Raw genomic sequence first — 24,535 nt, 5'->3', positions numbered from 1 at the left:
CCATGAGCACCTACGACGCCACTGACTCCTATCCGCGCGACCTGATCGGCTACGGCCGCAACCCGCCGCATGCGCAATGGCCCGGCAACGCCCGCATCGCGGTGCAGTTCGTGCTCAATTACGAGGAAGGCGGCGAGAACTGCGTCTTGCACGGCGACGCCGGCTCCGAACAGTTCCTGTCCGAGATGTTCAACCCGGCCAGCTACCCGGAACGCCACCTGAGCATGGAAGGCATCTACGAGTATGGCTCGCGCGTGGGCGTCTGGCGCATCCTGCGCGAATTCGAAAAGCGCGGCCTGCCGCTGACGGTGTTCGCCGTCGGCATGGCGCTGCAACGCCACCCCGAGCTGGCCGCGGCGCTGGTCGAACTGGACCACGAGATCGCCTGCCACGGCTGGCGCTGGGTGCACTACCAGAACGTGGACGAAGCCACCGAACGCGAGCACATGCGCCTGGGCATGGACGCCATCGCGCAACTGACCGGCGCGCGCCCGCTCGGCTGGTACACCGGCCGCGACAGTCCGCGCACCCGCCGCCTGGTGGCGGACTACGGCGGCTTCGAGTACGACAGCGACTACTACGGCGACGACCTGCCGTTCTGGATGCGGGTGCAAAAGAGCGACGGCAGCGTGGCGCCGCAGTTGATCGTGCCCTACACGCTGGACTGCAACGACATGCGCTTCGCGCTGCCGCAGGGCTATTCGCACGCCGATCCGTTCTTCCAGTACTTGAAGGACAGCTTCGACGCGCTCTACGCCGAAGGCGACGAAGCGCCCAAGATGCTCAGCATCGGCATGCATTGCCGCCTGCTGGGCCGGCCGGGCCGCATCGTCGCCCTGCAACGCTTCCTGGACCACATCGCGCGCCACGACCGCGTCTGGGTCTGCCGGCGGCTGGACATCGCCCGGCACTGGCAGGCGCGCCATCCCTATCAACCCGCTCCCTGAACGGCGCAACCATGGCCCACACCCTCGCCCAATTCAACGACGCCACGCCGCAAGCCGCGGCCGCCATGCTGGCCGACCTGTATCCGCACGCGCCCTGGGCCGCGGAGCAGGCGGTGCGCGCGCGACCGATGCACAGCGTGGCCCAGTTGCAGCTGGCGCTGCAACGCGCGGTGGACGACGCCGATGCCGCCACGCAACTGGCGCTGCTGCGCGCCCAGCCTGCGCCCGATGCGGGAACCGACGCCGCCGCGCTGATCGCCGACCATGCCGCGCGTTTCGGCTTTCCCTTCGTGCTTTCCCGATACAGCCCGCGCGGCGCCAGCCTGCAAGGCACCCAGTTGGTCCAGGCGCTGGAGCGCCGCCGGCACAACGCGCCGGACGACGAACGCCGCGAGGCCCTGCGCCAGTTGCACCGCGACGCTGAAGTGCGGTTGTATGAACGCTTCGGCGTCGAACCGGACCTGGGCAACGACATCTGGGACTGGCAGGAAAAGCTCAGCGCGCACAGCGATCCGGGCTACGCCGAGAACGGCCAGCTCACCGTCACCTACCTGACCGACGCGCACCGCGCCTGCGCCCAGCGCATCTCGCACTGGATGCGCGATTGCGGCTTCGACGAAGTCGGCATCGACGCGGTCGGCAACGTGGTCGGCCGCTATCACGCCAACCGCGCCGACGCGCCCATCCTGATGAGCGGCAGCCATTACGACACGGTGCGCAACGCCGGCAAATACGACGGCCGCCTCGGCATCTTCGTGCCGATGGCCTGCGTGCGCGCGCTGCAGCGCCAGGGCCGGCGCCTGCCCTACGCCATCGAAGTGATCGCCTTTTCCGAAGAGGAAGGCCAGCGCTATCCGGCCACCTTCCTCGGTTCCGGCGCGCTGATCGGCGACTTCCAGCCGCGCTGGCTCGAACAGCGGGACGCCGACGGCATCAGCATGCGCGAAGCCATGGCGCACGCGGGACTGTGCGTCGATGACATTCCCAAGCTCAAGCGCGACCCGGCCCGTTACCTGGGCTTCGTCGAAGTGCACATCGAACAGGGTCCCGTGCTGAACGAAATGGGCCTGCCGCTGGGCGTGGTCACCTCCATCAACGGCTGCGTGCGCTACCGCGTGCGGATCCACGGCACCGCCTGCCACGCCGGCACCACGCCGATGGATCGGCGCCGCGACGCCGCCGTGGCCGCGGCGGAGCTGATCGTGTTCGTCGAAGGCCGCGCCGCGCGCGACGGCGACTCGGTCGGCACCGTCGGCATGCTGGAAGTGCCCAACGGCTCGATCAACGTGGTGCCCGGCGAATGCCGCTTCAGCCTCGACCTGCGCGCCCCCAGCGACCCGCAGCGCGATGCGCTGGCCAGCGACGTGCTGGCCGAACTGGAAGCGATCTGCCTGCGCCGCGGCCTGCGCTACACGCTCGAGGAAACCATGCGCGCCGCCGCCGCGCCCAGCGCGCCGGCCTGGCAGCAGCGCTGGGAACGCGCGGTGCAAGCGCTGGGCGTGCCGGTGCATTGCATGCCCAGCGGCGCCGGCCACGACGCCATGAAGCTGCACGAGATCATGCCGCAGGCCATGCTGTTCGTGCGCGGCCAGAACGCCGGCATCAGCCACAACCCGCTCGAATCCACCACCAACCACGACATGCAGCTGGCCGCGCAGGCGATGCAGCGGCTGCTCGACGATCTCGCCAACGAAGCAACGAGCTGAACCATGACCGATTACGCCCGACTCGACGCCTGGGTGGACGCCCACTTCGATGAAGAAGTGCGCTTCCTGCAGGAACTGGTGCGCGTGCCGACCGACACGCCGCCGGGCAACAACGCCCCGCACGCCGTCCGCACCGCCGAACTGCTGCAAGGTTTCGGCCTGCCGGCCGAGTCCCATCCCGTGCCCGCTGACGAAGTGCGCGCCTACGGCATGGAGTCCATCACAAACCTGATCGTACGGCGCGAATATGGCGCCGGCGGCCGCCGCGTCGCGCTCAACGCCCACGGCGACGTGGTGCCGCCCGGCGACGGCTGGGAGCACGATCCGTACGGCGCCCAGATCGAGGACGGCTGCCTCTACGGCCGCGCCGCCGCGGTCAGCAAGAGCGACTTCGCCAGCTTCACCTTCGCGCTGCGGGCGCTGGAAGCCGTGGCCCGTCCGAGCCAGGGCGCGGTTGAACTGCACTTCACCTACGACGAGGAATTCGGCGGCCTGCTCGGTCCCGGCTGGCTGCTGCGCCAGGGCCTGACGAAACCCGACCTGCTGATCGCGGCCGGCTTCAGCTATGAGGTCGTGACGGCGCACAACGGCTGCCTGCAGATGGAAGTGACGGTGCACGGCAAGATGGCACACGCCGCCATCCCCGCCACCGGCGTGGACGCGCTGCAAGGCGCGGTGGCCATCATGAACGCGCTCTACGCGCAGAACGCGCGCTACCGCGAGATCACTTCGCGGGTCGAAGGCATCAGCCATCCCTACCTGAACATCGGCCGCATCGAGGGCGGCACCAACACCAACGTGGTGCCCGGCAAGGTCGTGTTCAAGCTCGACCGCCGCATGATTCCGGAGGAGAACGCGGCCGAGGTGGAGGCCGGCATCCGCCGCATCATCGGAGAGGCCGCGGCCGCCACGCCCGGCATCCGCGTCGAGATCAAGCGCCTGCTGCTGGCCAACGCCATGCGGCCGCTGCCCGGCAACCAGCCGCTGGTCGACGCCATCCGCAGGCACGGCGAGGAGCTGTTCGGCGAATCGATCCCCGCCATGGGCACGCCGCTCTATACCGACGTGCGCTTGTATGCCGAAGCCGGCATTCCCGGCGTGATCTACGGCGCCGGGCCGCGCACCGTGCTGGAGTCGCACGCCAAGCGCAACGACGAACGCGTGGTGCTGGAAGACCTGCGGCGGGCCACCAAGGTCATCGCCCGAACCCTGGCCGACCTGCTGCAGCCGGCATGAAAAAAGGGCATGGCGCCCGTACGCCATGCCCCTTGATCGATGCGTCGCGGCGCTACGCCAGCCGCATCACCCGGCGCCAGAACAGCACCGCCACCAGCGCGAACACCGCCAGCCCCAGGAACGAGGCGGTGCGCGCGAATTCCTCGCCCGCGATCGCCAGCGGCGCATCGGTGCCGGCGGCGCCGATGATGGCGGCCATCACCACGCCCACCAGGCTCTCGCCCACGATCAGGCCCGAGGCGATCAGCACGCCGCGCCGGTTGGCGGCGTCGGCGAACGATGCATAGTCCTTGCCGGCGGCCGCGGCGCGGCGGCGCAGCGCGCGCTCCAGCAGCCAGGCCAGCAGCGCGCCGACCACGATCGGCGCCGCCACGGTCGGCGGCAGGTAGATGCCGATGCCCACCGCCAGCACCGGGATGCGGGCGACCTTGCAGGTGCGCTTGAGGATCTCGTCCACCACGATCAGGCCCACGCCCACCGCCATGCCGATCAGGATCATGGTCCAGTTCAGTTGATGCGTGAAGATGCCGCGCGCGATCGCCAGCATCAGCGTGGCCTGCGGCGCCGACAACGCCTGGGACGGGTCCATGCCTGCGCGCGGCATCGCATCGGCGAAGCCGTAGGCGTTGTACAGCAGGTCCAGCACCGGCGAGATCACCGCCGCGCCAAGGACGCAGCCGATCAATAGCGCAACCTGCTGGCGCCACGGGGTCGCGCCGACCAGCCAGCCGGTCTTCAGATCCTGCAGATTGTCATTGGAGATCGAGGCCACCGCCACCACCGCCGACGTGCTGAAGATCGCCAGCGCGATGGTCATCTGCACGCCGTTCTGCACCGCCAGCAGGTCGCCGCCCAGCGCCAGCAGCAACAGCGACACCAGCACGATGGCAACGATGCCCACGCCCGAGATCGGGCTGGTCGAGGTGCCCACCAGACCCGCCATGTAGCCGCAGGCCGCCGCCACCAGGAAACCGAAGACGAAAGCAAACAGCACGGCGTAGGCCACCAGTTTCCAGACCGCGGCGGCCGTCAGCGGCGCGTCCGCCAGGAACACCTGGAACGTGATCACCAGCACCGCCACCAGCACCAGCGTGACGACCGAGATCCAGCCCGCCGACAGGTCGCGCTCGGTGCGCGGCGCCTTGCCGGCGCGCGCCGCGCCCGCGCGGGTCAACGCCGAGAACGAGGCCTTGACGCCCCGCGCCATCGGCATGAACAGCGTCGCCAGCGTCCAGATGGCGCCCACGCCGATCACGCCGGCGCCGATGAAGCGCACCTGCGACGACCACAATCCGGTGGCGAACTTCGCCAGCGACATGTCCGCGGGGATCTCGGCCATCGAGGTCAGGATCGGCACCGCGATGCCCCACGAGATCACCAGCCCGGTCAGCATGGCCAGGCCGGCCACGATGCCGATCAGGTAGCCGGCGCCCAGCAGCGCCAGCGAAAACCCCATCGGCAGCCGGAACACCGCGCCACCCAGCGCGAACCAGCCGCTGACGCCGTCGCCCAGCACCCGCAGGCCGCTGGCCGCGAAGCTGACCGCTGCCGCCACCACGCCGCCGCTGACGATGTCGCCCATGCCGGTGGCGGCCGGCGCCCGCCCGGCATCCGCTGCCACGTCCTGGGCGCGCTCGGCGCTGCCGACCCGCAGGATCTCCGCCGCCGCCACGCCTTCCGGGTACGGCAGGTCGCTCTGCACCACCATCACGTGGCGCAGCGGAATCGTGAACATCACGCCCAGCATGCCGCCAGCGGCGCAGATGCCCAGGGTCTGCCAGAACGGAAAGCCCTGCCAGTGGCCCATCATGACCAGGGCGGGCAGGATGAAGATGATGGCAGACAGCGTGCCGGCCGCCGAGGCCTGCGTCTGCACCATGTTGTTCTCGAGGATGTTGGCGTCCTTGAACAGGCGCAACACCGACATGGAAATCACCGCCGCCGGGATCGCCGACGAGAAGGTCAGGCCGACCTTGAGCCCCAGGAACACGTTGGAGGCGGTAAAGATAATGGTGATCACTGCGCCCAGCAGCACGCCGCGGAACGTCAGTTCCGGTAGCGTGACCTCTGCCGGGACGCTGGTGGGTTGAGTCATTGAAGTCTCCCTTTACTGGCCGGGACGCGATCCCGCCTGTGGGGCGGGACGGCCCCGGCTATCAGGGCGTTGCCGCCCTGTCTGGTTGCCGGTTTGTTTTTTATGAAGGGCGAATTCTAGCGCCTTGGCGTCCAGCAGGTGGTCACCACCGGTAAGCGGCCCTGGGCGGCAGATCCTGCCGCCCATCCCCAGCCTGGCAAACGATTATGCTGAAAACCCGCTTTTCACGGCGGTATTTTGATCACCCATGCCCCGTGGACAGGACTAGCATGGCGCTACAAGGAGACAAAACCATCATGTGCGACGCCAGCCATTCCTCCGCCGGACCAGACCCCCGGCATGACGCCGATCCGGCCGAAACCGCCGAGTGGCGCGACGGCCTGCAGTCCCTGGTCGAGGCCTCGGGCGCCGAGCGGGCCGGCTATGTGCTGGATAACCTGCTGGGGCATGCCGCCACGCTGGGACTGCGCGCCAACAGCCAGACGCGCACCGCCTACCTGAACACCATTCCCGTCGACCAGGAACCGCCCTTTCCCGGCAACCTGGCGGTCGAGGAACGCATCGCCCGCATCAACCGCTGGAACGCGCTGGCCATGGTGGTGCGCGCCAACCAGGCCCACGGCGAGCTGGGTGGCCACATCGCCAGCTACGCCTCGGCCGCCGACCTGTTCGAGGTCGGCTTCAACCACTTCTTCCGCGCCGCCGGCGCCGACGGTCCGGGCGACCTGGTCTACATGCAACCGCACTCGGCGCCCGGCGTCTACGCCCGCGCCTACCTCGAAGGCTTCCTCAGCGAGGACGACCTGGCCCACTTCCGCCAGGAAATCACCGCCACCTCGCGCGGCCTGCGCGGGCTGTCGTCGTACCCGCACCCGTGGTTGATGCCGGACTTCTGGCAGTTCCCGACCGGCTCGATGGGCATCGGCCCCATCAACGCCATCTACCAGGCGCGCTTCATGCGCTACCTGGAACACCGTTCGCTGGTGCCGGGGGGCGACCGCAAGGTCTGGGGCATCTTCGGCGACGGCGAGATGGACGAGCCCGAATCCATCGCCGCGCTGACCCTGGCCGCGCGCGAAAAGCTCGACAACCTGGTGTTCGTGGTCAACTGCAACCTGCAGCGCCTGGACGGCCCGGTGCGCGGCAACGGCCGCATCATCGACGAACTCGAAACCCTGTACGCCGGCGCCGGCTGGAACGTCATCAAGCTGGTCTGGGGCAGCGACTGGGACGCCCTGCTGCGCCGGGACGGCAACGGCGCCCTGGCGCGCGCCTTCGCCAACACGGTGGACGGCCAGTTCCAGACCTTCGCCGCCAACGACGGCGCCTTCAACCGCGCCCACTTCTTCAACCAGAATCCCGAACTGGCGGCGCTGGTGGCCGACTGGACCGACGAAGCCATCGACCGGTTGCATCGCGGCGGCCACGACATGGTCAAGATCCACGCCGCGTATCACCGCGCCGCGCATCACCGCGGCCAGCCCACCGTGATCCTGGCGCAGACCAAGAAGGGCTTCGGCATGGGCGCGGCCGGCCAGGGCAAGATGACCACCCACCAGCAGAAGAAGCTCGACGACGAAGCGCTGCTGGCGTTCCGCGACCGCTTCGCCCTGCCGATCTCCGACGCCGACTGCCTGGCGCTCAAGTTCTACCGTCCCGCCGAAGACAGCGCCGAGCTGCGCCACCTGCAGGCGCGCCGCGCCGCGCTGGGCGGCCACATTCCGCGCCGCCGGACGCAGGCGCCGCGCCTGTCGCCGCCCGCGGCCGAGCAGTGGGCCCGCTTCGCGCTCAACGCCGACGGCAAGGAAATGTCGTCCACCATGGCCATCGTGCGCATGCTGACGGCGCTGTTGAAAGACCCGCAGGTCGGCCCGCGCATCGTGCCCATCGTGGCCGACGAAGCGCGCACCTTCGGCATGGCCAACCTGTTCCGCCAGATCGGCATCTATTCGGCGCAAGGCCAGCTGTACGAACCCGAGGACATCGGCTCGGTGCTGTACTACCGCGAGGCGCGCGACGGCCAGATCCTGGAAGAAGGCATCACCGAGGCGGGCGCGATCTCGTCGTGGACGGCGGCCGGCACCAGCTACTCGGTCAACGGCCTGCCGATGCTGCCTTTCTATATCTATTACTCGATGTTCGGTTTCCAGCGCATCGGCGACCTGATCTGGGCCGCGGCCGACCAGCGCACGCGCGGCTTCCTCATCGGCGCCACCTCCGGCCGCACCACGCTGGGCGGCGAAGGCCTGCAGCACCAGGACGGCTCCAGCCACATCATGGCCGCGGCCGTGCCCAACTGCCGCGCCTACGATCCGGCCTACGCCTACGAAGTCGCGGTCATCGTCGAGTACGGCATGCGCCGCATGCTGGACGAACAGCGCGACGAATTCTTCTACCTGACCGTCACCAACGAAAACCTGGCGCAGCCCGACCTGCCGCGGGACGGCGCGGCGGCCGAGGGCATCCTGCGCGGCATGTACCGCCTGCGCCCGGCGCGCCAGCAGGCGGCCGTGCGCCTGCTGGGCGCCGGCCCCATGCTGCGCGAAGCGGAAATCGCCGCCGAGCGCCTGCACGCGGAATACGGCGTGGATGCCGAAGTCTGGAGCGTGACCAGCTTCTCCGAACTGGCGCGCGACGGCCGCGAGGCCGAACGCGCGCGCGCGCTCGGCCTGCCCGCCGCGCCGGACGCGGACTGGGTGCGCGCCTGCCTGGGCGGCAGCGACGCGCCGGTGGTGGCCGCGACCGACTACGTGCGCGCCGTGCCCGAGCAGATTCGCGCCTGGGTGCCCGCGCCCTACCGCACGCTGGGCACCGATGGCTTCGGCCGCAGCGACACCCGCGCCCGCCTGCGCGACTTCTTCGAAGTCAGCGCCGACTGGATCGTGCTGCACGCGCTGGACAGCCTGGGCCGGCAGGCGCAGGCCGACACCTTGCGCCAGAAGCTCGGCGCCGCGACCCGCGCCACGCCACCCTGGGCGCAATAACGCACTGAAAGGAAAGGAAAAAGCCCCGACGGCCGGGGCTTTTTCCTTTTGCGCACAGGCGGCGTGAAAGTACGCCGGCTTGATCAAAATCGGACGATCGCTGCGGTGCAGCAACCAATTCGCGCCGCTTTCTGTTGAAATACGGGTGTTCCCTAAGCATTTCCCAAAGAATACGGCGGGCCGCGAGCCCGCTTTTTGCTTTCCGCTTTTTACCTACAGTTAGCGCCGAAAAGGCTGTATCCCATGGACGAAACCCTCACCAAGCTGGCGTTGGATTACCACGCCTATCCGACCCCCGGCAAAATCTCGGTCACCCCGACCAAGCCCCTCGCCAACCAGGACGACCTGTCGCTGGCGTACTCGCCCGGCGTGGCCGCCGCCTGCATGGCCATCTTCGACCAGGGCGACGACGCCGCGTCCAAGTACACCTCGCGCGGCAACCTGGTGGGCGTGATCACCAACGGCACGGCCGTGCTGGGCCTGGGCAACATCGGCCCGCTGGCCGCCAAGCCGGTCATGGAAGGCAAGGGCTGCCTGTTCAAGAAGTTCGCCGGCATCGACGTGTTCGACATCGAACTGGCCGAGAACGACCCCGACAAGCTGGTCGACATCATCGCCGCGCTCGAGCCCACGCTCGGCGGCGTCAACCTCGAGGACATCAAGGCGCCCGAGTGCTTCTACATCGAGAAGAAGCTGCGCGAACGCATGAAGATCCCCGTCTTCCACGACGACCAGCACGGCACCGCCATCATCTCGTCGGCTGCCATCCTGAACGGGCTGAAGGTCGTGGGCAAGGACATCGGCACGGTCAAGCTGGCCTGCTCGGGCGCCGGCGCCGCCGCCATCGCCTGCCTGGACCTGCTGGTGCACCTGGGCGTCAAGCGCGAGAACATCTACGTGGTGGATTCGCGCGGCGTGATCTGGGAAGGCCGCGATGAAAACATGGAAGCCAACAAGAAGCGCTACGCGCAGAAGACCGACGCGCGCACGCTGGCCGACGTGGTCAACGGCGCCGACGTGTTCCTGGGCTGCTCGACCGCCGGCGTGCTGACCGCCGACATGGTCAAGACCATGGCCGATCGTCCGCTGATCCTGGCGCTCGCCAACCCGGAACCGGAAATCCGCCCGGAAGTCGCCAAGGCCGCCCGCCCGGACTGCATCATCGCCACCGGCCGTTCGGACTACCCGAACCAGGTCAACAACGTGCTGTGCTTCCCCTTCATCTTCCGCGGCGCCATGGATGCCGGCGCCTCGCGCATCACCGAGGAAATGAAGCTGGCGTGCGTCAAGGCCATCGCCGAGCTGGCCCAGGCCGAGCAGAACGATGAAGTGGCCCGCGCCTACGCCGGCCAGGAACTGTCGTTCGGCCCCGACTACATCATCCCCAAGCCGTTCGACCCGCGCCTGATCGTGCAGATCGCCCCGGCCGTGGCCCAGGCTGCCGCCGACTCCGGCGTGGCGGCCCGTCCGATCGAGGACATCGAGGCCTACCGCCAGAAGCTGATGGGCTTCGTCTACCACTCGGGCCAGCTGATGCGCCCGCTGTTCGCCCAGGCCAAGAAGGCGCCCAAGCGCGTCATCTACGCCGACGGCGAAGACGAGCGCGTGCTGCGCGCGGTGCAGACCGTGGCCGACGAAAAGCTGGCGTTCCCGATCCTGATCGGCCGCCCGTCGGTGATCGAGATGCGCATCAAGAAGTTCGGCCTGCGCCTGATCGCCGGCCAGCACTTCGAGATCGTCGATCCCGAGGACGACAGCCGCTTCAACGAAACCTGGAGCGCGTACTACCAGCTCAAGGGCCGCGAAGGCGTGACCCCGGCCATCGCCAAGGCGATGATCCGCAAGCACAACACGCTGATCGGCGCGATGCTGCTGCGCCGCGGCGATGCCGACGCGCTGCTGTGCGGCGTGGCCAGCAAGTACGACAACCAGCTCAAGTACATCGACGAAATCATCGGCAAGAAGGAAGGCCAGACCTACGCCGCCCTGAACGTGCTGATGCTGCCCGACCAGACGCTGTTCGTCACCGACACCCACGTCAACGAGAACCCGTCGGCCGAGGAAGTCGCCAACATCACCATCCAGGCCGCCGACGAGATGCTGCGTTTCGGCGTGGTGCCCAAGATCGCCCTGCTGTCGCATTCGAACTTCGGCAGCCGCGTCACGGAGTCGTCGCGCAAGATGGCCGCCGCGCGCCAGCTGGTGCAGGACCGCGCGCCCGACCTGGAAGTGGACGGCGAAATGCACGCCGACGCCGCCCTGTCGGAAAAGATCCGCGTGCTGGCCTACCCGGACAGCACCCTGAAGGGCCGCGCCAACCTGCTGGTCATGCCGACGCTGGACACCGGCAACATCACGTACAACATGCTGAAGATGACCGGCAGCAATGGCGTCGCGATGGGTCCGATCCTGCTGGGCGCCGCGCGCCCGGTGCACATCCTGACGACCAGCGCCACCGTGCGCCGCATCGTCAACATGACCGCGCTGGCCGTGGTCGATGCGCAGCAGGAAGCCGCCGAAGCCGCCAAGAAGCGCCGTTGATCGCATTGCGCTGAGCGACATGGCAAGGGACGCCCCGCGGGGCGTCCTTTTTTTCTGTCCTGCTTGATGCCACGATAGTGCGCGGCGACGGGCCAATGGTAAAAACGGAGCAGAGACTCCCCTCGCCCCTTCCCTACCGGAGCCCGACCCTATGCTGCTCGACGCCTTCCTGGCCTGGTTTCATTTCCTGGCCATCTTCGTGCTGGTGGTGGTGCTGACCGCCGAAGCGGTGCTGCTGCGCCCCGACCTGACGCCAGCCACGCTCAAGCGCCTGGTGATCTACGACCGGCTGTACCTGCTCAGCGCGATCCTGGTGCTGGCCACCGGCGTGCTGCGCCTGATGCTGGGCATCAAGGGCGCCGCCTTCTACATGGGCAACCCCTGGTTCCACGCCAAGATCACGCTGTTCGTCATCATCGGGCTCTGTTCGATCCCGCCCACACTGGCCTTCCTGCGCTGGGCCAAACAGGCGCGCCAGCAGCCGGCCTTCGTGCCCGACGCCGCGCAGATCAAGCGCGCCCGCCGCTGGGTGATGATCGAATCGCACCTGTTCATCTTCCTGCCGCTGTTCGCCGTGTTGATGGCGCGCGGCATCGGCGCGTAAGGCGCGCACCACCAGCGAGGCACACGGTCCGCGCGCCTCAGGGACAGCGCGCGCGGGCCGGCTGCGGCATGTCGTCACCGACCGTGATGGTGGCGAAATGGAACACACCCACCGTGTCGTTCTTGACCACGTCCACGACCTCGCCGGCCAGTGTCTGCATCACCGACATGCCCTCGGGCACGTCGGCCAGGCCCTCGCGCCTGGCGACCTGGCCATTCCACGGACTCAACACCAGCACACCCGGATAGGGTTCACGCTCATCGCCGCGGCCGCGCCGCACCGTCTTGACCTGCGTGCCCGCGGCGTAGCTCACGCCGCCCAGGCGCGTCGGGCAGGCCAGCTCCGCATCGCTCACGCGCAGCAGCCGCCGCTCGCCATCCAGATAGAGCCGCGGCTCGCTCAACGGCAGCCCGAATACCTTGACCGCGACCGGGTCCTTGACCTCGATGCGCCATTGATCCGCATCGCGCGAGCCATCGGTGTAGACGGTGCCGGTCGAACCATAGACGATGGACCCGGGCGCGAGATCCAGTTCCTCGACCCGGTTGCCGGGCCCCAACACGCACTTGTTCAACGCCACCATCGCGCCATCTTTCGCCACGTCGAATTCAATGTCCTGGGTGGCGTCGCACTGCCAGCCCAGCACCGCCTGGTTGCCCGCGCCGCGCAGCAGGACGCTACGCGGATGACGCCCGCGCAGCGCGTAGGTCTCGCTGTCGTATTCGGTGTCCAGGTAGCGCTGCGCGCGCGAGGCCTGCACGCCGTACATGGCCACGGGCTGCGCAAATTCGGCTTCGACGTAGGTTTCCAGCTGGCCCTCATCCTGCAGCTTCAGGCGCGTGCCGGCGGGCATGACAATGCCCGCCACCGTCGTCGGCGCCTCCAGCGTGACGTTGCGGGCAGCCTCGCGGCGGTCGCTTTCACGCTCGATCTGCCAGATCGCGGTCTGCACCCAGCCATAGAAGGCAAACGGCACCGCCAGCACCACGAACACCAGGCTGGAAGTCTTCCAGTACCTGCGGACGGCGCGCCGCGCCCCCTTGCTGGCAATCAGCACCAGCGCCCAGCCAAGCAGCACCAGGCCGGCGAGGAATCCCAGGGACAGGAAGATGTAGAAGCCCGCGGAGGGTAGCGCTATCGGAATCATGGCCAGGATGATAAACGCCAAAGCGCCACGCCGCGAATGCCCGATCGCCAGGCAACAAAAAACCGCCCGAAGGCGGTTTTTTGTTCACGCGGGAAAGCGTATCAACGCTTGTCCATCGGGGGCACGTCGCGCGTGACCGAACCGGTGAACAGCTGGCGCGGACGGCCGATCTTGTAATCGGGATCCGACAGCATTTCGTTCCACTGGGCGATCCAGCCCACCGTGCGGGCCAGCGCGAAGATGGCCGTGAACAGCGAGGTCGGGATGCCGATGGCGCGCTGGACGATACCCGAGTAGAAGTCCACGTTCGGGTACAGCTTGCGCTGCACGAAGTACGGATCTTCCAGGGCGATGCGTTCCAGTTCCATGGCCAGCTTGAACAGCGGGTCGTTTTCCAGGCCCAGGGCCGAGAGCACTTCCTTGCACGTTTCCTGCATCAGCTTGGCGCGCGGGTCGTAGTTCTTGTAGACGCGGTGGCCAAAGCCCATCAGGCGCACGCCCGAGTTCTTGTCCTTGACCTTCTCCATGAACTCGCCGACCTTGGCGATGCCGCCGTTGGCTTGCAGCTCTTCGAGCATCTGCAGGCAAGCTTCGTTGGCGCCGCCGTGAGCCGGGCCCCACAGGCAAGCCACGCCGGCCGAGATAGCGGCGAACGGGTTGGTGCCCGACGAACCGCACAGGCGGACCGTGGAGGTCGAGGCGTTCTGCTCGTGGTCGGCGTGCAGGATGAAGATGCGGTCGAGCGCGCGCTCGACGACTTCGTTGACCTTGTACTCTTCGCACGGCGTGGCGAACATCATGCGCAGGAAGTTGCCCGTGTAGGACAGGTCGTTCTGCGGGTAGATGAACGGTTGGCCTTGCGAGTACTTGTACGCCATCGCGACCAGCGTCGGCATCTTGGCGATCAGGCGGATGGCCGAGATGTGACGATGCTGCGGGTTCGTGATGTCGGTCGAGTCGTGGTAGAACGCCGACAGCGCGCCCACCAGGCCCGTCAGGACGGCCATCGGGTGGGCATCGCGACGGAAGCCGCGCAGGAAGAAGTGCAGCTGTTCGTTGACCATCGTGTGATGGGTCACTTGCGAATCGAAGTCGGCCTTCTGTTCCTGGTTCGGCAGTTCGCCGTTCAGGATCAGGTAGCAGATGTCCATGAAATCGCAATTGACGGCCAGCTGTTCGATCGGGTAGCCGCGGTACAGCAGCTCGCCCTTGTCGCCGTCGATGTAGGTGATGCCCGATTCGCAGGCCGCGGTCGACATGAAACCGGGGTCGAACGTGAACATGCCCGTCTGGCCGTACAGCTTGCGGATGTCGATCACATCCGGACCGACCGTGCCCTTGTAGACAGGGAACTCAATGGGTGCGCTGCCGTCCGAGAAGGACAGAGTGGCTTTTTTGTCAGACAGGTTCATGTTTTTTCCTCTCAATTAATCAGAGCGACCGCATCTGGCCGATGATGCCGCGGAGCCGGGGCGTGTCCAGTGCGCCCTCGAGCTCCTTGCGGGCCAGCAGCAGGTCGAGAAGATCGTTGTCTCCCAACTCGAAGAGCTGCGTCAATGCCGTCACGTCATCGTCGGTAAGCTCGGCCTCGTGGGCGTCGAGATACCGGGTGATGATCAAGTCGTTTTCGAGCAGGCCCCGGCGCGCCCGCCAACGCAGACGCGCCCGTTCCAGTTCAGTAAGCCTGCTCATCATTACACCTTAAATACACCAAACTACTAGACCGTCCGACGGACCATCAGTTCCTTGATCTTGCCAATGGCCTTGGTCGGATTCAGTCCCTTGGGACAGACGTCGACGCAGTTCATGATGGTGTGGCAACGGAACAGGCGGTACGGATCTTCCAGGTTGTCCAGACGCTCGCCGGTGGCTTCGTCGCGGCTGTCGGCGATGAAGCGGTAGGCTTGCAGCAGGCCGGCCGGGCCGACGAACTTGTCCGGATTCCACCAGAACGACGGGCAGGAAGTGGAACAGCACGCGCACAGGATGCACTCGTACAGGCCGTCCAGCTCTTCGCGCGCCTCGGGCGACTGCAGGCGCTCTTTCTCGGGCGGCGGCGTGTCGTTGATGAGGTACGGGCGGATCGAGTGGTACTGGTTGAAGAAGTGCGTCATGTCCACGATCAGGTCGCGGATCACGGGCAGGCCCGGCAGCGGGCGCAGCACGATCGGTTCCTTCAGCTCGCGCAGGTTGGTCGTGCAGGCCAGGCCGTTCTTGCCGTTGATGTTCATGGCGTCCGAACCGCACACGCCTTCACGGCATGAGCGGCGCAGGGCCAGGCTGTCGTCGACGTCGTTCTTGATGCGCACCAGCGCATCAAGCAGCATCTTGTCGGTGGGCTGGAGTTCGACTTCCAGCTTCTGCATGTAGGGGCGCTCGTCCTTGTCCGGATCGTAGCGGTAGATTTCGAACTTGACGATTCTCTTGGTGCTCATAGTAGGCTCTATCCGGACTTAGAAGGTACGCGCCTTGGGCGGGAAGGACTCGACCGTCAGCGGCTTCATCTGCACGGGCTTGTAATCCAGGCGGCTGCCTTCGGAGTACCACAGCGTGTGCTTGAGCCAGTTCTCGTCGTCACGGGTCGGGTGATCGTCCAGCGCGTGGGCGCCGCGGCTTTCGGTGCGGTTGGCGGCCGACTTGATGGTGGCGCGGGCCACTTCGGTCATGTTGGCCAGTTCCAGCGCTTCGACGCGCGCGGTGTTGAACACCTTGGACTTGTCCTTGAAGTAGATGTTGTCGGCCTGCTTGGCCAGGTCTTCGATCTGGGTCACGCCTTCGTTCAGCAGGTCCAGCGTGCGGAACACGCCGCAGTGGCGCTGCATCGAGAAGCGGATCGCGTTGCCGATGTCCTGGGTCTTCTCGCCCGAGGTGCGCGATTCCAGCTTGTTGATGCGATCCATCGAGAATTCGACGGCCTGCTGCGGCACGGGCTGGTGCGCGTGCTGGCGTTCCGGATGCGAATTGACGATGTGGTTGCCGGTGGCGCGGCCGAAGACGATCAGGTCCAGCAGCGAGTTGGTGCCCAGGCGGTTGGCGCCGTGCACCGACACCGCGGCGCATTCGCCGATGGCGTACAGGCCGTTGACGATCTTGTTCTCGCCGTTTTCGCGCGTCAGCACCTGGCCGTGGTAGTTGGCCGGGATGCCGCCCATCTGGTAATGGATGGTCGGGACGACGGGGATCGGTTCCTTGATCGGGTCGACGTTGCCGAACTTGATGGCGATTTCGCGGATCGAGGGCAGGCGCTTGTTGATGACGTCGGCGCCGAGGTGATCGAGCTTGAGCACCACGTAGCTGCCGTCCGGACCGCAGCCGCGGCCTTCCTTGATTTCCTGGTCCATCGAGCGCGACACGAAGTCACGCGGCGCCAGGTCCTTCAGCGTGGGCGCGTAGCGCTCCATGAAGCGTTCGCCGTCCTTGTTCAGCAGGATGCCGCCTTCGCCGCGCACGCCTTCGGTGATCAGCACGCCGGCGCCGGCCACGCCGGTCGGGTGGAATTGCCAGAATTCCATGTCCTGCAGCGGGATGCCCGCACGGGCGGCCATGCCCAGGCCGTCACCGGTGTTGATGAAGGCGTTGGTGGAAGCGGCCCAGATGCGGCCGGCGCCGCCGGTGGCCAGCACCGTGGTCTTGGCTTCCAGGATGTAGATCTCGCCGGTTTCCATTTCGAGAGCGGTCACGCCCACGACGTCGCCGGCTTCGTTGCGCAGCAGGTCCAGCGCCATCCATTCGACGAAGAACTGGGTGCGGGCGGCAACGTTGCGCTGGTACAGGGTGTGCAGCAGCGCGTGGCCGGTACGGTCGGCAGCGGCACAGGCGCGCTGGACCGGCTTTTCACCGAAGTTGGCGGTGTGGCCGCCGAACGGACGCTGGTAGATGGTACCGTCGGGGTTGCGGTCGAACGGCATGCCGAAGTGCTCGAGTTCGTACACGGCATTGGGAGCTTCGCGGCACATGAACTCGATGGCGTCCTGGTCGCCCAGCCAGTCCGAACCCTTGACGGTGTCGTACATGTGCCAGTACCAGTTGTCTTCGCTCATGTTGCCCAGCGAGGCGCTCACGCCGCCTTGCGCGGCCACGGTGTGCGAACGCGTGGGGAACACTTTGGACAGCACCGCAACGGACAGGCCCGCTTGGGACAGTTGCAGCGAACAACGCATGCCGGCTCCGCCGGCGCCAACGACCACCACATCAAACTGGCGGCGCGGCAAGGATTTCATGACAGAGACCACGGCTTAGATGCTCCAGAGGATTTGCGCGAAGTAAACGACCGAACCGATCAACCAGAGGATCGTCAGCACTTGCAGCAGCAGGCGCAGGCCCACCGGCTTGACGTAGTCCATCCAGATGTCGCGCACGCCAATCCAGGCATGCCAGGCCAACGCAACGAATGCGAGGGTCGCCAGGATCTGGCCGACCGGAAGAACGCCCACGTAGAACGTGAACAGCGCGTGCCACGATTCATACGTGAAGGCAGGCATCAACAGGATGCCGATGAGCAGCACCAGCGTATACACGGCCATGATGACGGCGGTGATGCGCTGGATGATGAAATCCATGACGCCATAGTGGGCGCCGACGACCAGGCGCTTGGGTCCGTAGTTTTTAGCGGCGGCCATTTACAGCACTCCGAACAGTTTGAGGGCGAACACCAGGGTCAGCGCCAGGCTGACACCGAAAACCACGCCGGCGCTTTTCTTGGCCGACAGCTTGTCGATGCCCAGGTGCAGGTCCAGCAACAGGTAGCGGATGCCCGCACAGAAGTGGTGCAGGTAGCCCCAGATCAGGACCAGGAGGACGAGTTTGACGATCGGATTGCCGGCATACGCGGCCACGGCCGCGAAGGTCTGCGGCGAGGCCACGCTGGCCGCGAACAGCGGCAGAATGACCAAGGGCAGACAGAGGAACAGCAATATGCCGCTGATGCGGTGCAGGATGGACAGCTTGCCGGCCAGGGGCAGGCGATAGGAGAACGCAACTTGGGCAAGCCCAATATTGCGAAACTGCGGACGTGGCTTGGCAGCGGTGTCGGACATGACGGCCTCGGTGTTTCGGAACTAGGGAATCGTGACGGCGGCAATGCCGTGGCCCTTGCGGGCAAACACGGTATTTTCGCCCAGAGATCGGGTTGGTATCAAATCGTAGGTAAAAAGCTCATCAATTCAGACTATTGCGGTAGTGGTATCGATCGGTCAAGTACAAGCCCCGCCGGATTTCCATGGGGCGGTCACCGTACGTGTACGACACACGATCCACCTGCAACAACGGCGTGCCGGCGGCAACATTAAGCAGCGTACAGACTTCGGCTGGCGCGGCCACCGCGCGCAGCTTTTCGTCCGCGCGCACCATGCTGACGCCGAACTCGGATTCAAACAGGCCATAGAGCGGCGCCTTGTTCGCGCTCAACAGCTCGAAGGTGAGGCCGCGGAAGATGGACCCCGGCAGCCAGATGTCGTCCAGCACGGTGGGTGTCTGCCCCATGGACAGCAGACGGCGGATCATGACGACGGTTTCGCCGGCCCGCAGGTCGAGCGCGCGCGCGATCTCGGCGGGCGCCCGCAGGCGCCGGCATTCGAGGATGCGGCTTTCGGCGCGGCCGGCCTCGCCCTCTTCGTCGGGGGCCAGGCGCAGGAAGCGGTAGCGCACGCGGGCTTCATGGTGGGTGGCGACGAAGGTGCCCTTGCCCTGGCGGCGCAGCAGCAAGTGTTCGGCGGCCAGCTCATCGACCGCCTTGCGCACCGTGCCCTGGCTCACCTGGAAACGGGCGGCCAGATCGATTTCGCTGGGGATGAGCTCGCCGGGCTTCCATTCGCCGCGGTCCAGGCTCTGGACGAGCAGGTCCTTGATCTGGCGGTACAACGGACTGAAAGCGGCCCCCTCGCCCGTTGGACGGGCGGCGCGAGTGCGTAGGGGAGTTTCGGGCCGGGGGTCTGCCATGGATCGTCTTGGAAGTGTCATGTTCATCCGGAGAATGGAAAGGCAGCGCAAACGATGCGGTTTCCATTCGCATGCGCTGCTGCGGTGCCGGTGTTCTGGCCTGATACAGGCGCGCAGCCGGCGGTGCTGCGGCGCATTCGAACAAACGCTCTATTGTGGCATATCGGGGGCAACGCTGTCCAACGTCTTATGTCTTATATAAGATATAAGATCAATTGACGCACCCGTAAATTAGTTCTAGGATTTCCGTCTGTCCGGCAACCTGGCCGCCCCTCGCGCGCAGGCCGTTTGCGCCGCTCAACGGATTACACTGATTGGCGAGATTTCTTTCTCGCCACACCATTACGGAGAACGTCCATGTCTAAGCCTGCCTTGCGTGTCGCCGTCACCGGCGCCGCCGGCCAAATCGGTTACGCACTGCTGTTCCGCATCGCCTCCGGCGAAATGCTGGGCAAAGATCAGCCCGTCATTCTGCAACTGCTTGAAATCCCCGACGAAAAAGCGCAAAAGGCCCTGAAGGGCGTCATCATGGAACTGGATGACTGCGCCTTCCCGCTGCTGCAGGAAGTCACCGCCCACAGCGATCCGCGCACGGCGTTCAAGGACGCGGACGTGGCCCTGCTGGTCGGCGCCCGCCCGCGCGGCCCCGGCATGGAACGCAAGGACCTGCTGTCGGTCAACGCCCAGATCTTCACGGCCCAGGGCAAGGCCCTGAACGACGTCGCCAGCCGCAACGTCAAGGTCCTGGTGGTCGGCAACCCGGCCAACACCAACGCCTACATCGCCATGAAGTCGGCGCCGGACCTGCCCGCCAAGAACTTCACCGCCATGCTGCGCCTGGACCACAACCGCGCCCTGTCGCAACTGGCAGCCAAGTCGGGCAAGGCCGTGGCCGACATCGAGAAGCTGGTCGTGTGGGGCAACCACTCGCCCACCATGTACCCCGACTACCGCTTCGCCACCGTCGGCGGCGAATCGCTGTCCAAGCTGATCAACGACGACGCCTGGAACCGCGACACCTTCATCCCCACCGTGGGCAAGCGCGGCGCCGCCATCATCGAGGCCCGCGGCCTGTCGTCGGCCGCCTCGGCCGCCAACGCCGCCATCGACCACGTGCGTGACTGGGTCCTGGGCAGCAACGGCAAGTGGGTCACCATGGGCATCCCGTCGGATGGCTCCTACGGCATCCCCGAAGGCATTATCTACGGCGTGCCGGTCACGACCGAAAACGGCGAATACAAGCGCGTCGAAGGCCTGGAAATCGACGCCTTCTCGCGTGAGCGCCTGGACTTCACGCTGAAAGAGCTGCTGGAAGAGCGCGACGGCGTCAAGGACCTGCTGAAGTAAGCAGTCCGCAAGCAGAATTGGGCCCGTTGACGCGGGCCCAATTCGCAAGCGCGGCGCATTCGCGCAATGCGCCGCGCGGCACGTACACCTGTCTCTTTGCCGCCGCGCAAGGAATTGTCGCGAAGGGGACAGATTTACGCGCCGCGACCGCGGTAAGGTCATGGCAAGGCGCCGGATCCCGATCCGGCCCGCCGCGGACCCGCAAGACCTGACATCCCAGCCGGGGCAACGTCACGACACCCGGCCCCTATAACGGAGACCACCCATGTCCAGACCCGAATCCGCCGGCGCCCTGTTCCGCCGCGCGCTCGCCGAAGAAAACCCGTTGCAGATCATTGGCGCCATCAACGCCAACCACGCCCTGCTGGCCAAGCGCGCCGGCTACCGCGCCATCTACCTGTCGGGCGGCGGCGTTGCCGCGGGTTCGCTGGGCCTGCCCGACCTGGGCATCAACACCATGGACGACGTGCTGACGGACGTGCGCCGCATCACCGACGTCTGCGACGTGCCGCTGCTGGTCGACATCGACACCGGCTTCGGCCCGTCGGCGTTCAACATCGCCCGCACCGTCAAGAGCCTGATCAAGTTCGGCGCCGCCGCCTGCCACATCGAAGACCAGGTCGGCGCCAAGCGCTGCGGCCACCGTCCGGGCAAGGAAATCGTCAGCACCGAGGAAATGGCCGATCGCGTCAAGGCTGCTGCCGACGCCCGCACCGACAGCGACTTCTACCTGATCGCGCGCACCGACGCCATCGCCTCGCACGGCGTGGACGCCGCCATCGAGCGCGCCCTGGCCTGCGTCGAAGCCGGGGCCGACGCCATCTTCGCCGAAGCCGCCTACGACCTGCCGACCTACGACCGCTTCGTCAAGGCGGTCAAGGTGCCGGTGCTGGCCAACATCACCGAATTCGGCAAGACGCCGCTGTTCTCGGTGGAAGAACTCAAGAGCGTGGGCGTGGGCATGGTGCTCTACCCGCTGTCGGCCTTCCGCGCCATGAACAAGGCCGCCGAGGCCGTCTACACCGCCATCCGCCGCGACGGCCACCAGAAGAACGTGGTCGACCTGATGCAGACGCGCGAAGAACTGTACGACCGCATCGGCTACCACGAATTCGAATCGCGCCTGGACGCCCTGTTCCAGAAGGGCAAGGCCTGAGCGCGCCACCGCATCCGGCGCCGCGGCGATCCCGCGGCGCCCCAGCTTCCCCCATTGCATCGACCACCGCGAAAGGAAAGGAGTAGAGACATGAGCACGGCTCCCAAGAAGCAGGCTGCCAAAACGGATACCACCCCGGCCGCCAAGCCGGAAGAAAAGGCCGGCTTCAAGCCCAAGAAATCGGTCGCGCTGTCCGGCGTGGTCGCCGGCAACACCGCGCTGTGTACCGTCGGCCGCAGCGGCAACGACCTGCACTACCGCGGCTACGACATCCTGGACATCGCCCACACCAGCGAGTTCGAGGAAATCGCCCACCTGCTGGTGCACGGCAAGCTGCCCAACAAGGCCGAACTGAAGGCCTACAAGGAAAAGCTGCGTTCGCTGCGCGGCCTGCCGGTGCAGCTGCAGGACGCGCTCGAGGCGCTGCCCGCCGCCAGCCACCCGATGGACGTGATGCGCACGGCCGTCTCGGTGCTGGGCTGCGTGCTGCCCGAAAAGGACGACCACAACCTGCCCGGCGCGCGCGACATCGCCGACCGCCTGATGGCCAACCTGGGTTCGGCCCTGCTGTACTGGTACCACTACAGCCACAACGGCCGCGTGATCGACGTGCAGACAGACGATGACAGCATCGGCGGCCACTTCCTGCACCTGCTGCATGGCGAGAAGCCGAGCGACGAATGGGTCAAGGCGATGCACATCTCGCTGAACCTGTACGCCGAGCATGAATTCAACGCCTCCACCTTCACCGCCCGCGTCATCGCCGGCACCGGCTCGGACATGTACTCGGCCATCACCGGCGCCATCGGCGCGCTGCGCGGCCCCAAGCACGGCGGCGCCAACGAGGTCGCCTTCGACGTGCAGAAGCGCTACGAGACGCCGGACGAAGCCGAGGCCGACATCCGCCGCCGCGTCGAGGCCAAGGAAGTCATCATCGGCTTCGGCCACCCGGTCTACACCGTGTCCGACCCGCGCAACAAGGTCATCAAGGAAGTGGCCAAGAAGCTGTCCAAGAAGGCCGGCAGCACCAAGATGTTCGACATCGCCGAACGCCTCGAGACGGTCATGTGGGACATCAAGAAGATGTTCCCCAACCTGGACTGGTTCTCGGCCGTCAGCTACCACATGATGGGCGTGCCCACCGCCATGTTCACCCCGCTGTTCGTGATCGCGCGCACCGCGGGCTGGTCGGCCCACATCATCGAGCAGCGCATCGACAACAAGATCATCCGCCCGACCGCCAACTACGTCGGTCCGGAAGATCAGAAGTTCGTGCCGATCGACAAGCGCAAGTAGGACGACGACATGGGCCTGCCGACGCCATACCCCGCGCCGCGCGGGCCCAGTGCCGCCTGTAAACACTCAGGAGAGGTACCCAATGTCTGCCCCGATCTCCAACGTCCGTCCCGAGCCCGACCAGGTCCTGGTCGATATCGCCGACTACGTCCTCAACTATGAAATCCAGAGCGGCCTGGCCTACGAGACCGCCCGCAACTGCCTGATCGACACCCTCGGCTGCGGCCTGGAAGCGCTGGAATACCCGGCGTGCCGCAAGCTGCTGGGCCCCGTCGTCCCCGGCACCGTCGTCCCGCACGGCGCCAAGGTGCCCGGCACCCAATTCCAGCTGGACCCCGTGCAGGCCGCGTTCAACATCGGCGCGATGATCCGCTGGCTCGATTTCAACGACACCTGGCTGGCCGCCGAATGGGGTCACCCGTCCGACAACCTGGGCGGCATCCTGGCCACCGCCGACTGGCTGTCGCGCACCGCCGTCGCCGCCGGCAAGCCGCCCCTGACGATGCGCGCCGTGCTGACCGGCATGATCAAGGCGCACGAGATCCAGGGCTGCATCGCGCTCGAGAACTCCTTCAACAAGGTCGGCCTGGACCACGTGGTGCTGGTCAAGGTCGCGTCCACCGCCGTGGTGGCGCAGATGCTGGGGCTGAACCGCGACGAAGTCATCAACGCCGTCTCGCTGGCCTGGGTCGACGGCCAGAGCCTGCGCACCTACCGCCACGCCCCCAACACCGGCAGCCGCAAGAGCTGGGCCGCCGGCGACGCCACCAGCCGCGCCGTGCGCCTGGCGCTGATCGCCCGCACCGGCGAGATGGGCTACCCCTCGGTGCTGTCCGCCAAGACCTGGGGCTTCTACGACGTGCTGTTCAAGGGCCAGCCGTTCAGGTTCCAGCGCCCCTACGGCAGCTACGTCATGGAAAACGTGCTGTTCAAGATTTCGTTCCCGGCCGAGTTCCACTCGCAGACGGCGGTCGAATGCGCCATGCAGATCCATGACCGCCTCAAGTCCCTGGGCAGGTCCGCCGAGGACATCGCCAGCATCACCATCCGCACCCACGAGGCGTGCATCCGCATCATCGACAAGAAGGGCCCGCTGAACAACCCCGCCGACCGCGACCACTGCATCCAGTACATGGTCGCCGTCCCGCTCCTGTTCGGCCGCCTCACCGCCGCCGACTACGAGGACGACGTCGCCACCGACCCGCGCATCGACGCCCTACGCGACAAGATCACCTGCGTCGAGGACCCGGCCTACACCCGCGACTACCACGACCCCGACAAGCGCTCCATCGCCAACGCCCTCACCGTCAGCTTCACCGACGGCACCCAGCTCGACGAGGTCGTCTGCGAATACCCCATCGGCCACAAGCGCCGCCGCGCCGACGGCATCCCCCTGCTGGAAGCGAAATTCCGCACCAACCTAGCCCGCATCTTCCCCGCCCGCCAACAGGCCCGCATCCTGGAAGCGTCGCTGGACCAGAAGAAACTGGAAGCGATGCCGGTGCACGAGTACGTCGACCTGTATGTGATCTGAGGCGA

General features: G+C 66.6%; 19 protein-coding genes. 10 read left to right on the top strand and 9 right to left on the bottom strand.

The genetic code is table 11. The features are described from left to right. The first annotated feature begins 2 nt into the window (after nt 1-2). Genes puuE through AC6CR5_RS27570 form a run of 3 tightly spaced genes read left to right on the top strand, consistent with a single transcriptional unit; the run spans nt 3 to nt 3,889 of the window. A complete protein-coding gene (gene puuE, locus AC6CR5_RS27580) occupies nt 3-947 on the top strand; it encodes an allantoinase PuuE (RefSeq protein ID WP_006389377.1) in 945 nt (314 codons plus the stop codon). Between the two features lie 11 nt (nt 948-958). Next, a complete protein-coding gene (locus AC6CR5_RS27575; RefSeq protein ID WP_150101548.1) occupies nt 959-2,653 on the top strand; it encodes a hydantoinase/carbamoylase family amidase in 1,695 nt (564 codons plus the stop codon). 3 nt (nt 2,654-2,656) lie between these two features. Beyond that, complete coding sequence (locus AC6CR5_RS27570) at nt 2,657-3,889, top strand: M20 family metallopeptidase (RefSeq protein WP_150101547.1); 1,233 nt, start codon at nt 2,657-2,659, stop codon at nt 3,887-3,889. Between the two features lie 52 nt (nt 3,890-3,941). Here AC6CR5_RS27570 and AC6CR5_RS27565 read toward each other — a convergent pair whose 3' ends face one another. After that, nucleotides 3,942-5,984, bottom strand: a complete 2,043-nt coding sequence (locus tag AC6CR5_RS27565) for an OPT family oligopeptide transporter (RefSeq protein WP_498085090.1) — start codon at nt 5,982-5,984, stop codon at nt 3,942-3,944. Nucleotides 5,985-6,280: 296 nt separating this feature from the next. Here AC6CR5_RS27565 and mdeB point away from each other — a divergent pair, with 296 nt between their 5' ends. The 3 genes from mdeB to AC6CR5_RS27550 all read left to right on the top strand — a co-directional run bounded on the left by mdeB (nt 6,281) and on the right by AC6CR5_RS27550 (nt 12,113). Beyond that, entirely contained in the window at nt 6,281-8,968 is a 2,688-nt protein-coding gene (mdeB, locus tag AC6CR5_RS27560) for an alpha-ketoglutarate dehydrogenase (protein ID WP_200222083.1), read from the top strand. A gap of 243 nt (nt 8,969-9,211) precedes the next feature. Then, nucleotides 9,212-11,509, top strand: coding sequence for an NADP-dependent malic enzyme (locus tag AC6CR5_RS27555; RefSeq protein ID WP_006389370.1), 2,298 nt, complete (start codon nt 9,212-9,214; stop codon nt 11,507-11,509). A 151-nt stretch (nt 11,510-11,660) separates the two neighbouring features. After that, nucleotides 11,661-12,113, top strand: a complete 453-nt coding sequence (locus tag AC6CR5_RS27550) for a DUF2214 family protein (RefSeq protein WP_006389369.1) — start codon at nt 11,661-11,663, stop codon at nt 12,111-12,113. A gap of 37 nt (nt 12,114-12,150) precedes the next feature. On the opposite strand, the gene AC6CR5_RS27545 is transcribed toward AC6CR5_RS27550, so the two are convergent. The 8 genes from AC6CR5_RS27545 to AC6CR5_RS27510 form a co-directional block, all read right to left on the bottom strand. Beyond that, nucleotides 12,151-13,281: a hypothetical protein gene (locus AC6CR5_RS27545; protein WP_223821577.1), complete on the bottom strand. Its 1,131-nt coding sequence runs from the start codon at nt 13,279-13,281 to the stop codon at nt 12,151-12,153. Between the two features lie 80 nt (nt 13,282-13,361). Next, a complete protein-coding gene (locus AC6CR5_RS27540) occupies nt 13,362-14,672 on the bottom strand; it encodes a citrate synthase (RefSeq protein ID WP_047992235.1) in 1,311 nt (436 codons plus the stop codon). 19 nt (nt 14,673-14,691) lie between these two features. Next, nucleotides 14,692-14,952 (bottom strand): succinate dehydrogenase assembly factor 2, encoded by a 261-nt coding sequence (locus AC6CR5_RS27535; protein WP_026384752.1) that lies wholly within the window; start codon nt 14,950-14,952, stop codon nt 14,692-14,694. A gap of 26 nt (nt 14,953-14,978) precedes the next feature. Then, nucleotides 14,979-15,695: a succinate dehydrogenase iron-sulfur subunit gene (locus tag AC6CR5_RS27530; RefSeq protein WP_006389365.1), complete on the bottom strand. Its 717-nt coding sequence runs from the start codon at nt 15,693-15,695 to the stop codon at nt 14,979-14,981. An 18-nt stretch (nt 15,696-15,713) separates the two neighbouring features. Then, nucleotides 15,714-17,480: a succinate dehydrogenase flavoprotein subunit gene (sdhA, locus tag AC6CR5_RS27525; protein ID WP_194957103.1), complete on the bottom strand. Its 1,767-nt coding sequence runs from the start codon at nt 17,478-17,480 to the stop codon at nt 15,714-15,716. 15 nt (nt 17,481-17,495) lie between these two features. Then, nucleotides 17,496-17,879 carry a succinate dehydrogenase, hydrophobic membrane anchor protein gene (gene sdhD, locus AC6CR5_RS27520; protein ID WP_006389363.1) on the bottom strand — a complete coding sequence of 128 codons (384 nt, stop codon included), beginning with the start codon at nt 17,877-17,879 and terminating at the stop codon, nt 17,496-17,498. Continuing rightward, nucleotides 17,880-18,296, bottom strand: coding sequence for a succinate dehydrogenase, cytochrome b556 subunit (gene sdhC, locus AC6CR5_RS27515; protein ID WP_006389362.1), 417 nt, complete (start codon nt 18,294-18,296; stop codon nt 17,880-17,882). Nucleotides 18,297-18,417: 121 nt separating this feature from the next. After that, a complete protein-coding gene (locus tag AC6CR5_RS27510) occupies nt 18,418-19,197 on the bottom strand; it encodes a GntR family transcriptional regulator (RefSeq protein ID WP_026384753.1) in 780 nt (259 codons plus the stop codon). Nucleotides 19,198-19,554: 357 nt separating this feature from the next. On the opposite strand from AC6CR5_RS27510, the gene AC6CR5_RS27505 reads away from it, so the two are divergent. From AC6CR5_RS27505 to AC6CR5_RS27490, 4 genes are all read left to right on the top strand, one after another. Beyond that, nucleotides 19,555-20,544: a malate dehydrogenase gene (locus AC6CR5_RS27505; protein ID WP_006389360.1), complete on the top strand. Its 990-nt coding sequence runs from the start codon at nt 19,555-19,557 to the stop codon at nt 20,542-20,544. 265 nt (nt 20,545-20,809) lie between these two features. After that, nucleotides 20,810-21,700, top strand: coding sequence for a methylisocitrate lyase (prpB, locus tag AC6CR5_RS27500; RefSeq protein ID WP_006389359.1), 891 nt, complete (start codon nt 20,810-20,812; stop codon nt 21,698-21,700). 90 nt (nt 21,701-21,790) lie between these two features. Then, the gene (prpC, locus tag AC6CR5_RS27495) at nt 21,791-22,996 is read left to right on the top strand and encodes a bifunctional 2-methylcitrate synthase/citrate synthase (RefSeq protein ID WP_006389358.1); all 1,206 of its coding nucleotides are present in this window, start codon (nt 21,791-21,793) and stop codon (nt 22,994-22,996) included. 82 nt (nt 22,997-23,078) lie between these two features. Beyond that, nucleotides 23,079-24,530 (top strand): bifunctional 2-methylcitrate dehydratase/aconitate hydratase, encoded by a 1,452-nt coding sequence (locus AC6CR5_RS27490; protein ID WP_498085089.1) that lies wholly within the window; start codon nt 23,079-23,081, stop codon nt 24,528-24,530. The last annotated feature ends 5 nt before the right edge of the window (nt 24,531-24,535 follow it).

The sequence above is a fragment of the Achromobacter sp. EG18 genome, assembly GCF_059759395.1.
Note: the sequence above shows the minus strand (reverse complement) of the source record. Positions and strands in the feature narration are given on the sequence as shown.